We start from the raw sequence: 12,105 nt of genomic DNA on the forward strand, positions 1-12,105 counted from the left end.
GTCCCCACCGGACGACCCGCACCGCCCCGCACACCCCCGCCCACAGACTCCGCCGGGCCCCGCACCGGCCGGTCCCCGAGAGGACGCCCACGTGTCGACCACCACGGCCAGCGAGCAGGCCGGCGAGCAGAGCAGCGACCTCGTCGAGCTTCGCGTGCCCGCGGACCCCGCCTACCTGACGGTGGTGCGCACCGCGAGCGCGGGCCTGGCCGCCCGCCTCGACCTGACCCTCGACGAGATCGAGGACCTGCGCATCGCGGTCGACGAGGCCTGCACCCTGCTGCTGGACCCGGCGGCGGGCGCGCAGGAGCTGGTCGCCACGTTCCGCCTGGGCGACGGCACGCTGGAGGTCGAGGTGCGCGGGCCGGCCCGAGAGCTGCCCGAGCGCTCCAGCTTCGCGTGGGCCGTGCTGGAGGCCCTCGTGGGTGAGGTGTTCACCGGCACGTCCTCCTCGGGGGCGTGGATCGTGCTGCGGCACAGCAAGGGCCCCGGCGCCGCGCCGGGCGGGCGGGCAGGGGTGGTGTGAGCGGCGACTCCGCGGCGGACGCGGCGGCGCCCTCCGGCGAGGACCTGCCGGAGGAGCACCGCGGGGCGCCGGAGCCGGAGGACCTGTCGCTGCACGAACTGCTGGCCCGCCTGCCCCCGGACGACCCCGAGCGGGCGCGGGTGCGCGAGGAGCTCACCCGCCGCCACCTGCCGCTGGCCGAGCACCTCGCGGCGCGCTTCCACGGCCGCGGCGAGCCGCACGACGACCTGGTGCAGGTCGCCACGATCGGGCTGCTGAAGGCGCTGGACCGGTTCGACCCGGAGCGCGGCGTGCCCTTCGGCGCCTACGCCGTGCCCACGATGCTGGGCGAGATCAAGCGGCACTTCCGCGACCGCGGGTGGGCCATGCGCGTGCCGCGGCGCGTGCAGGAGGCCGGCCGCGCGCTGGCCGACGCGCGCGAGGCCCTGACCCACGAGCTGGGCCGGGCGCCGACGATCGCCGAGCTCGCCGCACGCACGGGGCAGGACGCCGACGAGGTCGTGGAGGTCCTGGAGTCGGCCAACGCCTACGCGACGCTGCCCCTGGACACCGGGTCCCCCACCTCGCCGGTCGCCTCGCTGGGCAGCCTCGACGACCGGCTGGAGAACGTCGAGAACCGCGAGGCGCTGCGGCCGCTGCTGGCCGGGCTGGCCCCGCGCGAGCGGCGCATCCTGGCGCTGCGGTTCGTGCGCGGCATGTCGCAGGCCCAGATCGCCGCCGAGGTCGGCATCTCCCAGATGCACGTCTCGCGGCTGCTCACCCGCACCCTGACCCAGCTGCGCGAAGGGCTCGGCCCCCAGCAGGGGTGACAGGGGTGAGGCGGCGCCCCTGCGGACCTAGCGGGACAGCTGCCCCGAGACCGCCGGCAGGAACAGGCCCACCAGCACCAGCACCGCCGGCACGACCAGCAGCACCCCCAGCCACGGCGATCCGCCGGTGACTGCGGGCCACCCCGCCGCCAGCTGCAGGACCTGCCACACCAGCACCGGGGAGCGCGCCCACCCCGCGCGCTGCAGCAGGCCGCGGGCGCAGAAGGCCACGGCCACGGCGAACACCAGCGCGGTGGCGGCCAGGGCCACGGCCGCCACCGGTGCGGCGGCGTCCTCCACCAGCAGACCGTGCACGAGGTAGGCAGCGCCGCCCACCAGGAGGACGGCCTCCAGCGCCACGAGGGCCGCGACGGCCGTCAGCAGTGGCGGGCGGGCGGATCCGCCCCCACGCTGGGGGGTGGGACGGGGCTCGGGACGGTCGGGCACGAGGAGCACGGTACGGCTGCCCGCGCCCCTGCGACCGCGAGGTCGGTCGTGCCACCGCACGGGCGTCGAGCGGGTCCCCGGGTCCGGAACCACCGGTCCTCGTCCGTCCTAGGTCCCTGGGATTGCCGGAAGGGGTCGTCCGTGTTAAGTCCGTGTGACGAACCTGACACGAGTTCTCCACGACCCGTCGGTGTCCCCCTCTTGTGGGACGCGCTGCGGGGTGTGAACCTTGATGGCGACGCGATCCCCGACGCACGTCACCCCCCGGTCTGGTTCAGACCGGGGCGTGTGCGTCCCGGCACCGCCGGCGCTGCCGGTGCTCAGGGATCCCGCGCGACACCCCGTGCGACTGCGGGACGTCGCGCGCACTGAGACCGCAACGCGAAGAAGGAGTGGACCCCCCATGGACTGGCGCCACCGTGCTGCCTGCCTCGACGAAGACCCCGAGCTGTTCTTCCCCATCGGCAACACCGGCCCGGCCATCCTGCAGATCGAGGAGGCCAAGGCCGTGTGCCGCCGTTGCGAGGTCGTCGACAGCTGCCTGAAGTGGGCGCTGGAGACCGGCCAGGACTCCGGCGTGTGGGGCGGCATGAGCGAGGACGAGCGCCGCGCCCTCAAGCGTCGCGCCGCGCGCGCTCGCCGCGCCGGCTGACACCGCTCGCCCCGCGAGGGCAGCCCCGAGGAGGGCCCCCACCCCACGGGTGGGGGCCCTCCTCACGTCCGGACGGGCCCGGCTCGCACCGCTCACCGGGTGCGCACGCTGCCCAGCGGCGTGGTGCCCCGGCGCACCCGCACGTCCAGGACGACCTGCGTCCCGCCGGACTCCCCCGGCCCGAACTCCATCCGGCCGCGCAGCTCCCCGGCCACCAGCGACCGCACGATCTGGGTGCCCAGACCCGAGCGGCCCACCTGGAAGTCGTCCGGGAGCCCCACGCCGTCGTCGCTGACGACGACCTCCAGCCGGTCCTCGCCGCGGTGCTCGACCTTCACCACGACCGTGCCGGCCCGCCCGGACCCGAAACCGTGCTCGACGGCGTTGGTGACCAGCTCGGTGAGCACCAGGGCCAGCGCGGTGGCGTCCTCCTGGCGCAGCTCCCCGAACCGGCCCTCGCGCACCGTGCGCACCCGCTCCGAGTTCGACACGGCGACCTCCGCGGCCATCATCAGGCAGCGGTCCAGCACCTGGTCGAAGTCGACGTTCTCGTCGATGCCCTGCGACAGCGTCTCGTGCACGGTCGCGATGGTCTCCACCCGGCGCATCGCCTCCTGCAGCGCCGAGCGCCCCTCCTCCGAGCGGATGCGCCGCGACTGCAGCCGCAGCAGCGCCGCCACCGTCTGCAGGTTGTTCTTGACGCGGTGGTGCACCTCGCGGATCGTCGCGTCCTTCGTCATCAGCTCGCGCTCGCGCCGGCGCAGCTCCGACACGTCGCGCACGAGCAGCAGCGCCGCCACCCGCGCCGGCCCGGCACCGTCCTCGCGGCGCGTCAGCGGGATCGCGCGCATCGCCAGGGTCGCCGCCTCGGTCTCCAGGTCGGTGCGCCAGGGCGCGCGGCCGGTGACCACCAGCGGCAGGGACTCGTCCACCGGCAGGTGGCTGGCGGCCAGCGAGGAAGCCACCTCCGCCAGGTTCGCGCCGACCAGTTCCCCGATGAGCCCCGCCCGGTGGAAGGCCGACAGCGCGTTGGGGCTCGCGTAGGTGACCACGCCCTCGGCGTCCAGGCGCAGCATCCCGTCGCCCACGCGCGGGGCCCCGCGCCGCGGGCCCGTGGGCGCCGCGGTCTGCGGGAAGTCCCCTGCCGCGATCATGCGCGTGAGGTCGTCGGCGCACTTGACGTAGTTCAGCTCCAGGCGGCTCGGCGTGCGCGAGGTCGCCAGGTTGGTGTGCCGGGCCAGCACGCCCAGGACCACGCCCTCGCGCACGACCGGGATGGTCTCCTCGCGCACGGGGACGTCGTCGTCCCACTCGGGGTCGCGGCCGCGCAGGCTGCGCGCCTCGTCGAACGTCGTGTCCACCTGCGGCCGGCGGCCGCGCTCCAGCACGGCGCCGACGACGTCGTCGTAGTGGACCGTGGGCCCCGTGGTGGGCCGGCAGTGCGCCACCGCCACGAAGTGCTGCCGGTCCGCCGACGGCACCCACAGCACGAGGTCGGCGAACGACAGGTCGGAGATCAGCTGCCAGTCACCCACGAGCAGACGCAGCCACTCGGCCTCGGCGGGGCCCAGGCCGGTCTCGGACTGCAGCAGGTCAGCCATGGTGGGCACCCCCGAAGCCTACGGCGCAGCACTGCACCCCGATCACCCCGCCCGATCACCCTCCCCGCAGCACCGACCGCATCACCCGCAGGGCCACCGACAGCGCCGCGAGGTCCGCCCGCCCCGACGCCGCGATCTCCTGCAGGGTCCCGCGCGCACGCCGCACCGCCGGCCCGTGCGCCCCCTCCCACGCCTCCGCGGCCGCCGCGGCGCCGGCCGCGCCGTCGGAGTGCTCCAGGACCGAGGCGGTCAGGTCGCGCACCACCCCGTAGAGGTCGTCCCGCAGCGCCGCACGCGCCAGCGACTGCCAGCGGTCCTCACGGCCCAGAGCGGCGATGCTGCTCAGCAGCGACTCCACGTCGTAGCGCCCGGACAGCTCGAACCAGACCTCGGCGACCTGCGCCGGGTCGCGCCCGCTCGCGCCGGCGACCTCCACCACGTCCAGCAGCGCGAACGTCCCCAGCAGCGAGGCCACCCGCAGCGCCTCGTCCCGCGGGATCCCGGCGCGGGCGAACTCCGCCGCGTCGGCGAGCACGGCCTCCGCGTCGTGCCCGCGGGCCAGGTCCGGCACGCGCGCCGCCAGGGCGGCGACGGGCCCGGCGAAGCGCTCCACCTCGGCGGCGACGTCCACCCCCTCGGGCCGCGAGTGCAGCAGCCAGCGCACGCTGCGGTCCAGCAGGCGCTGCACGCGCTGGCGCACCCGCGCCTGCTCAGCCGCCGCCACGAGCCCGTCCAGGGCCTCCACCGCCGCCACGCGCTCGTCCAGCCCGAACACCCGAGCAGCCACGGCGAAGGCCCGCACCACGTCCGCCGGTGACGCACCGGTCTCCTCCGCGGCGCGGAACGCGAACGTCAGCCCCCCCGTGCCCACGACCCGGTTGACCAGGACCGTCGTCGCGATCTCGCGGCGCAACGGGTGCTCGGGCAGGTGGTCGCCGAACCGCTCGACCAGCTCCGCCGGGAAGTACGAGCGCAGCGCGTCCTCCACCCACGCCTCGTCCGGCAGGTCCGAGGCCAGCACCGCCGCCCCCAGGGAGATCTTCGCGTGCGCGATGAGGACCGACAGCTCAGGCGTCGTCAGCCCGCGCCCCTCGCGCGCACGCCGCTCCAGCTCCGCGGTGGACGGCAGCGCCTCGAGCCGGCGGTCGAGCGCGCCCGTGCGCTGCAGCGCCTCCAGCATCCGCCGGTGCGCCGGCAGCAGGCCGGGCGCGAAGGTGCCCTCCACGCTGAGCGCGACGTTCTGCTCGTAGTTGTCCCGCAGCACCAGGCGGCCGACCTCGTCGGTCATCCGCAGCAGCGTCGCGTTCCGGTCCGCCGCGTCCAGCTGCCCGCGCGCCACGAGCTGGTCGAGCAGGATCTTGATGTTGACCTCGTGGTCGCTGCAGTCCACGCCGGCGGAGTTGTCGATGGCATCGGTGTTGAGCTTGACGCCCTCCCCCTCGCGCCCGGCTGTGGCCGCTTCGATGCGACCCCGCTGGGTCAGGCCGAGGTTGCCGCCCTCCCCCACCACCCGCACCCGCAGCTGCGCACCGTCCACGCGCACCGCGTCGTTGGCCTTGTCGCCCACCTCGGCGTGCGTCTCGGTGGACGCCTTCACGTAGGTGCCGATGCCCCCGTTCCAGAACAGGTCCACCGGCGCAGCCAGCACCGCGCGCACCACCTCGATCGGCGAGAGGCTGCGCACGGCCGGGTCCAGCCCGAGGCGGCGGGCGACCTGCTCGCTGACGGGCAGCGACTTGGCGGTGCGGCTGAACACCCCGCCGCCGGGACTGATGAGCGAGGTGTCGTAGTCCGCCCACGAGGAGCGCGGCAGCCCGAACAGCCGGCGCCGCTCCGCGAAGGAGACCTCGGGGTCGGGGTCGGGGTCCAGGAAGACGTGGCGGTGGTCGAACGCGGCGACCAGCCGCAACTGCCGGCTCAGCAGCATCCCGTTGCCGAACACGTCCCCGCTCATGTCGCCGACACCCACCACTGTCGTGGGCTCGGTCTGCACGTCGTGGCCCAGCTCGCGGAAGTGCCGGCGCACGCTCTCCCACGCCCCCCGCGCGGTGATGCCCATCGCCTTGTGGTCGTAGCCGACCGAGCCGCCGGACGCGAAGGCGTCCCCCAACCAGAAACCGCGCGCCAGCGCGATCTCGTTGGCGGTGTCGGAGAACGTCGCGGTGCCCTTGTCGGCGGCGACCACGAGGTACGGGTCGTCGCCGTCGTAGCGGACCACGTCCACCGGTGGCACGACCCGCCGCTCACCGCCCTCGGTGCGCAGGTCGTCGGTGACGTCCAGCAGGCCGGAGATGAACGTGCGGTAGCAGGCCGTGCCCTCGGCCCACCACGCGTCGCGGTCCACCGACGCGTCCGGCAGCCGCTTGGCCACGAACCCACCCTTGGCGCCGGTGGGCACGATGACGGCGTTCTTCACGACCTGCGCCTTCACCAGCCCCAGCACCTCGGTGCGGAAGTCCTCGCGCCGGTCCGACCAGCGCAGCCCGCCGCGCGCGACCTCCCCGAAGCGCAGGTGCACCCCCTCCACGCGCGGGGAGTACACCCACACCTCCGCGTGCGGCACCGGAGCAGGCATCCCCGCCACCTGGGAGGGGTCCAGCTTGAACGACAGGTAGGGGTGGGGCTCGCCGTCCGCACCGCACTGGTATGCGTTGGTGCGCAGCACCGCGCGCACCACCGAGAAGAGCGCCCGCAGGATGCGGTCGGCGTCCAGGCCCTCCACGGCGTCCAGCGCGCCGCTCGTCTCCTCCACCAGCGCGTCCACGACCTCCGCGCGCGTGGCGTCCTGGCCGGGGCGCGAGGGCGCGAAGCGCGCCTCGAACAACCGCACCAGCGCCCGGGTCAGCCCCACCTCGGCGAGCAGGCAGCCGGCGACGTACTCCACGGAGTACGACAGCCCCACCTGCCGCAGGTAGCGGGTCAGGGCGCGCAGCACCGCCACCTGCCGCCACGACAGCTGCGCGGCGAGCACCAGGCGGGCCAGCGGGTCGCTGTCGGCCGCTCCGCTCCACGCCGCGGCGAACGCCTCGCAGAACCGCGCCCGCGCCGCCGCCGGGTCGGCGTCCAGGTGCTGCGCGTCCACCGGCAGGCGCAGCCCCACGTCGTCCACCCACACCCGCCGGCCGTCCTCGCGCGCCAGCACGTGCGGGCGCTCGTCGGTGACCTCCACCCCCAGGTCGGCGAGGAACGGCAGCACGGCGCTGAGGGTCACGGGCGCACCGCGGTACGAGGTCAGCCGCCAGGTGCGGGCCTCGCCCTCCGCGTCGCGCAGGTCCAGGACCGGGTCGGGGACCGTACCGTCCACCGCGGTGCGGCTCAGCAGCTCCTCGGCCCGCTGCAGGTCGGACACGGCCCGCGCCGGGGCCACCGCGGCGCGGTAGCTGCCGGGGACCCCCGCCGCCCAGCGGCGCACCAGCGCCGCGCCGGCCTCCTCACCGAGCTCCTCGCGCGCCGCGTCCAGCAGGTCGTCGTCCCAGCTGCGGGCAGCGCGGGCCACCCGCGCCTCCAGCTCCGCGACGTCGACGTCGGGCAGCTCCTCACCGGGGCGCGCACGCACCACGACGTGCAGCCGGGCCAGCACCGACTCGGACACCCGCAGCGTGTGCTCCACCGAGCCGCCGTCGAACGCGTCGCGCAGCAGCTCCTCGATGCGGGCGCCGACGCGCGTGGTGTAGCGGTCGCGGGGCAGGAACACCAGGCAGGACATGAACCGCCGGTAGGCGTCGCGGCGCACGAACAGGCGCGTGCGGCGGCGCTCCTGCAGCCGCAGGACCGCCAGCGAGGTGGCCAGCACGTGGTCGACGTCGGCCTGCAGCAGCTCGTCGCGCGGGAACGTCTCCAGGATGCTCAGCAGGTCCTTGGCCGAGTGCCCGCTGGAGCCGAAGCCGGCGCGGGCCAGCACGTCGGAGACCTTCTCCGCCACGACGGGCACCTGCCGCACCGAGTCGGTGTAAGCGCTGGAGGTGAACAGCCCCAGGAAGCGCCGCTCCCCCGTGACGCGCCCGGTCTCGTCGAACGACTTCACGCCCACGTAGTCCAGGTACGCGGACCGGTGCACCGTCGCGCGCGCGTTGGCCTTCGTCACCACGAGGACCTGCGGCTCGGCGGCCTTCTCGCGCACCGGACCGGACAGCCGGCGCACACGCCCGGCGGGTCGCCCCGCGCGCTCGGCCAGCACGCCCAGACCGCTGTCCGGCCGGGCGGCGAGGACGACCTCGCCGCCGTCCTCGCGCAGGTCGTACTCCCGGTAGCCCAGGAACGTGAACCGGTCGTCGGCCATCCAGCGCAGGAACCGCTCGGCGGCCCGCAGCTCCTCCGCGGGCACGCTCCGGGGCGGGTCCAGCTGCAGCTCGTCGGCGATCTGGGTGGCACGCGCGCGCATGGCCTGCCAGCCGCGGACAGCGGCGCGGACGTCGTCGAGCACACCGACCAGCTCGTGCTGGAGCTCCTCGCGGTCGGCGGCGTCGATGTCGCGGTCGACCTCGATGCGGATCCAGCTCTCCGCCGGCTCCGACGGCGGGGCGGTGGCCACGTCGTGCAGGTCCAGCAGCGCACCGGAGCTGTCGCGCCGGGCCGCCAGCCGGGGGTGCACCAGCAGGTGGATGCCCCGGCCGGTGCGGGTCAACGCCGAGGTCAGGCTGTCGACGAGGAACGGCATGTCGTCGGTGACGACCTCCACCACCGAACGCGCCGCCCCCGCCCCCGCCGTGCGCCCGGGGACCACGCGCACGAGGGTGGCGCCCGGGAGCCTGCTGCCCCCGAACCGCAGGTGGGACGAGACCGCTGCGGCCAGGTCGGCCGGGGCCCGGTCGCGCAGGTCCTCCACCGCGGTGTGCGCGAAGTAGTCCAGGAGCGCGCGCTCGGCGGCGGTGGCGGAGCGCAGCGCCTCGGGCGCCTCGTCCCAGGCGGGACCGCGTGCCGCCGCGGCCGACCGCACCAGCGGTCGCAGCTCGAAGGTGGGGGACGGGGTCGAGAGGGGCATCACTGCTCCGGGTGGCCGAGGGTTTCGCCCCACCGACCCTAGCCCTCCGCGCGTCCTCGCACCGGGCGGGGAGCGCACCCGTACAGTCGCGCCGTGCCCACCCCCTTCTCCGAGCTGTCCCCGCTGCCCGGTCCCCCGGCCGCCGTGTTCGCGCTGCTGACCGACCCCGCCTTCCTCGGCGAGCGCGCGCAGCGCTCCGGCGCGGTGGAGCACGAGGAGGAGGTCGGCACCGAGGAGGACGGCACCAGCGTGGTGCGCAGCTCCCGCACCGTGAGCACGGCGGGTCTGCCCCGGGTGGCCGCCGGCTACCTGGGCACGACGGCCGTCGTGGAGCAGGTGGAGCGCTGGGCGCCCGCCGCTGCGGACGGGTCGCGCGACGGCACGCTGGAACTGACGGTGCGCGGGGCGCCGGTGCGGCTGGAGGCCCGCACGCAGCTGCGCCCCGCCGCCGACGGCTGCGAGCACCGGCTCACCGGGACCCTCACCGTGCAGGTACCGCTGTTCGGCGGCGGGGTCGAGCAGGCCGCGCTGCCCGGCCTGCTCGACCTGGTGCGCTCGGAGGTGCAGCTGGCTCGCGAACGCCTGACGGCCGGCGACTGACCGGCTCGCTGGGCCCTCAGACGCCGGTGGCCAGCAGCAGGGGCAGCTCGGTCGCGTCGTACCACAGCAGCTCGTGGCCCTCGGCGGACTCGACGGTGAAGCGGGCGTCCTCGTCCCCGGCGTCGGCGGCGGGCAGGGCGGCCAGCGCGGCCCGCAGGTCCTGCTCGGCCTCGGCATCGTCGACGTGGACGCTCACGAGGTCCGACAGCAGCAGGTCCGCGTCGAGCACCACCCGGGAGCGCTCGGGCGCCGACCAACCCGCGTCCGGGCGCGGCAGGGCGCGCCCGGGCACGTCGAGGGCCAGCACGACACGACGCGGCTGCGCTCCGCCGGGCAGGCCGGCGAGCAGGCGCAGCGACTGCTCCGCCGCGTCGCTCATGGCCGCGTACTCCAGCTCCTCCTCCAGGTCACGGGGATCGGCGTCCGCGTAGAACTCGCGCAGCGCGGGTGTGACGGCGTGCACGGCGACGGGCGCCGCGGCGAGCACCCCTGAGGGTGCCACCTCGGCCAGCGCGGGCAGGGTCGTCGGCCAGTAGACGCGCACCCTCAGGCCTCGCCCTCGAGCCGGGGCGCGGCGACCTCACCCGCCGGCTCCCCACCGGCCTGCTGGGCGGGGACCTCGGGGACGTCGTCGGCGTCCCCGCCGAAGCCCTCGTCGCCGTCGGGGCCCTCCTCGAGCTCGTCGAGGTACTCCTCGTCGAAGACGACGCCCTCCAGCTCGGACAGGCGCTCGGCGGCGTCCGTCTCACCCTCGGTGTCGGCGTCCGCAGCCTTCTCCAGCCACTCGCGCGCCTCGTCCTCGCGGCCCACCGTGATGAGCGCGTCGGCGTAGGCGTACCAAAGGCGCGCTCGCCACGGCGCACGACCACCGGCGCGCAGCTGAGGGACCTGCAGGGCGACCACGGCGGCGTCGTGCTGACCGAGGTCGTGGCGCGCACCCGCGGAGACGATGAGCATCTCCACCTTCGCCGCGGGGTCGAGCCGAGCCGCCTCCGGGGAGGACGCCAGGTCCAGTGCCCGCTCAGGACGGCCGAGACCGCGCTCGCAGTCGGCCATGAGCGGCAGGTAGCTCTCGTCGCCGGTCATGCGGCGTGCGGTGCGGAACTCCGCGAGGGCCTCGCGGAAGTGCCCCGCCTTGTACGCGGCGATCGCGGCGGCTTCGCGCACGGCCGCGATCCGCCCACCACGGCGCTGCGCCGCGAGGGCGTGCTGCCAGGCGCGCTCGGGGTCCGTGTCGACGAGACGCCCGCTCGCCACGAGGTGCCGGGCCACGACGTCGACGCTCTCCGCGGGCAAGCCCTGCAACGCCTTGCGCACGTCGGGGGCGAGTTCCCGCCCGGTGATGTCCTCGGGGACTCGAGGGCCCACCGGACGCGCGGGACGCGCGGAGCGCGCCTGCTCGTCACGCCGGTCCCCGTCGCGCTGCGTCCACGCACGCCCGGCAGCCCGCACCGGGCCCCTCGCATCGCGACGAGGGCCCCGCTCGCGGCCACGGTCGTCTCGCTGGGTGGTGCGGGAGCCGTCCTCCCGTCGGGGACCGCGTTCCGGGCGCTCACGGCTCCCGGTCGCACGGTCGTCGCGACGGGGACCACGCTCGTCGCGACGGGGACCACGGTCGTCGCGACGGGGGCCGGCGTCCTGGCGACGAGGACCGCGCTCACCCTCGCGACGAGGGCCCGCATCCGCACGGCGGGGGCCACGGTCGTCACGGCGATCGCCGCCGCTCCGGGGGCGCGGGCTCCGCTCGTCCTCACGCCGGGGACCACGGTTCTCGCGAGTGAAGGGCCGGTCGCCGGCGCGGGTGACGCGCTCGCCCCCGCGGTCGGAACCTGCCGACCCTGCGCTGCGGGACCGCGGCGCCCAGGACGTGGAACGCTCAGTGCGCTGCGGACGCCCAGCACCGGGGCGCTCGGTGCGGTCGTCGCGCGGACCGCGTGCACCACGGTCGTCCCGGTCCCGCGCCGGGCGGTCACCCCCCGGACGCTCGGCGCGCTCCTGACGCGGACCGCCAGCCCGGAACCCGCGGGCCTGGCCTTCGGCGCCACGTCCGGCGGCGTCCCGGACACCACGACCAGGACGCCCGTCAGCCCCTGCAGAAGGACGTCGAGGACCACCGGAGCGAGCGGAATCGTCACGATCGCGCCAGGGTCGACCCCCGCTGTCGGGACGATCCGCACCGGAGCGCGCCGGCCGGCCGGTGCTCGGGGCAGAAGAACGACGCGGGTCCGACGAGCCGCGGCGGTCGGAGGACGAGGATCGCTGGTAGCGACCGGTGGGAGCACCGCCCTGACGCGAACGGTCGTTTCGAGGCGCAGAACGCCGATCGTCGCGACCCTGATCGCCGGTTTCCGACATGTCGATCTCCCACCTGCCCGCTCGTGCGGGTCTCCTCGTCACTCTTCAGATGTACGCGACCTCAAGAGGCGCGACGATGTCTCACCCGCCCTGGAAGGGCCGGAAAAGATTGCGGGGAGCGCGCCGTTCGGCGC

9 protein-coding genes are annotated in these 12,105 nt (G+C 75.7%); 4 read left to right on the top strand and 5 right to left on the bottom strand.

The window, feature by feature from the left end; genetic code table 11:
- Positions 1–91: 91 nt before the first annotated feature.
- Both ACRYR8_RS03155 and ACRYR8_RS03160 read left to right on the top strand, forming a co-directional pair.
- Entirely contained in the window at positions 92–526 is a 435-nt protein-coding gene (locus ACRYR8_RS03155; protein ID WP_432482611.1) for an ATP-binding protein, read from the top strand.
- The gene (locus ACRYR8_RS03160) at positions 523–1,335 is read left to right on the top strand and encodes a SigB/SigF/SigG family RNA polymerase sigma factor (RefSeq protein ID WP_432482612.1); all 813 of its coding nucleotides are present in this window, start codon (positions 523–525) and stop codon (positions 1,333–1,335) included. The genes ACRYR8_RS03155 and ACRYR8_RS03160 overlap by 4 nt, the downstream gene beginning before the upstream one ends.
- A 27-nt stretch (positions 1,336–1,362) precedes the next feature.
- Here the strand turns inward: ACRYR8_RS03160 and ACRYR8_RS03165 are convergent, their stop codons facing one another.
- On the bottom strand, positions 1,363–1,782 hold the full coding sequence (locus ACRYR8_RS03165; RefSeq protein WP_432482613.1) for a hypothetical protein: 420 nt from the start codon (positions 1,780–1,782) through the stop codon (positions 1,363–1,365).
- Between the two features lie 403 nt (positions 1,783–2,185).
- Here ACRYR8_RS03165 and ACRYR8_RS03170 point away from each other — a divergent pair, with 403 nt between their 5' ends.
- Entirely contained in the window at positions 2,186–2,434 is a 249-nt protein-coding gene (locus tag ACRYR8_RS03170; RefSeq protein WP_166610479.1) for a WhiB family transcriptional regulator, read from the top strand.
- 92 nt (positions 2,435–2,526) lie between these two features.
- On the opposite strand, the gene ACRYR8_RS03175 is transcribed toward ACRYR8_RS03170, so the two are convergent.
- Together ACRYR8_RS03175 and ACRYR8_RS03180 are read right to left on the bottom strand one after the other, a co-directional pair.
- Positions 2,527–4,035 (bottom strand): sensor histidine kinase, encoded by a 1,509-nt coding sequence (locus tag ACRYR8_RS03175; RefSeq protein ID WP_432482626.1) that lies wholly within the window; start codon positions 4,033–4,035, stop codon positions 2,527–2,529.
- A 55-nt stretch (positions 4,036–4,090) separates the two neighbouring features.
- Positions 4,091–9,016 (bottom strand): NAD-glutamate dehydrogenase, encoded by a 4,926-nt coding sequence (locus ACRYR8_RS03180; RefSeq protein ID WP_432482614.1) that lies wholly within the window; start codon positions 9,014–9,016, stop codon positions 4,091–4,093.
- A gap of 93 nt (positions 9,017–9,109) precedes the next feature.
- Here ACRYR8_RS03180 and ACRYR8_RS03185 point away from each other — a divergent pair, with 93 nt between their 5' ends.
- Positions 9,110–9,616, top strand: coding sequence for a DUF2505 domain-containing protein (locus ACRYR8_RS03185; RefSeq protein ID WP_432482615.1), 507 nt, complete (start codon positions 9,110–9,112; stop codon positions 9,614–9,616).
- Between the two features lie 16 nt (positions 9,617–9,632).
- Here ACRYR8_RS03185 and ACRYR8_RS03190 read toward each other — a convergent pair whose 3' ends face one another.
- Positions 9,633–10,160, bottom strand: a complete 528-nt coding sequence (locus ACRYR8_RS03190; protein WP_432482616.1) for a DUF6912 family protein — start codon at positions 10,158–10,160, stop codon at positions 9,633–9,635.
- A 2-nt stretch (positions 10,161–10,162) separates the two neighbouring features.
- Positions 10,163–10,984 carry a tetratricopeptide repeat protein gene (locus tag ACRYR8_RS03195; protein ID WP_432482617.1) on the bottom strand — a complete coding sequence of 274 codons (822 nt, stop codon included), beginning with the start codon at positions 10,982–10,984 and terminating at the stop codon, positions 10,163–10,165.
- Positions 10,985–12,105: the final 1,121 nt, after the last annotated feature.

The organism is Kineococcus esterisolvens (assembly GCF_050871405.1).
Lineage (GTDB): Bacteria > Actinomycetota > Actinomycetes > Actinomycetales > Kineococcaceae > Kineococcus.